Source organism: Pseudomonas sp. FSL R10-0056 (genome assembly GCF_009600105.1).
GTDB classification, from domain to species: Bacteria; Pseudomonadota; Gammaproteobacteria; order Pseudomonadales; family Pseudomonadaceae; genus Aquipseudomonas; species Aquipseudomonas bubulae.
This window is the reverse complement of record NZ_WIWL01000139.1, coordinates 1-269: the sequence shown is the minus strand read 5'-3', so window position 1 is coordinate 269 and position 269 is coordinate 1. Positions and strand designations below refer to the sequence as shown.

1 protein-coding gene is annotated in these 269 nt (G+C 54.6%); it reads right to left on the bottom strand.

The window, feature by feature from the left end; all coding sequences use genetic code 11:
• Positions 1 to 203 (bottom strand): glycine-rich domain-containing protein (locus tag GHO42_RS25865; RefSeq protein WP_218576003.1); only part of this gene is annotated, 203 nt, incomplete at its 3' end.
• Positions 204 to 269 lie beyond the last annotated feature (66 nt).

Sequence of the window (269 nt, the reverse complement as noted above, 5' to 3'; positions counted from 1 at the left end):
ACACCATCGCCGCCGCGAGCGGTATGCGTTATAGAGTTATCAAATGCCAACCCACCTTTACCGCCTTTGGCTGTTAACAGGGAGCCGAATGTAGTATCTGCTCCATCATTGCCATTGGTATTAAAAATTGCTGTCCCGGTAGTCGCAACTGAAGCGCCACCCGCGCCAATCGTTACAGTAGTAGCCCCGGACACTGTAACCATGCCCTCAACAAGCTGCCCAGCGTCGCCCCCACAGGCTTGGGCCAGATTTGTCGCGCTTGCTATACG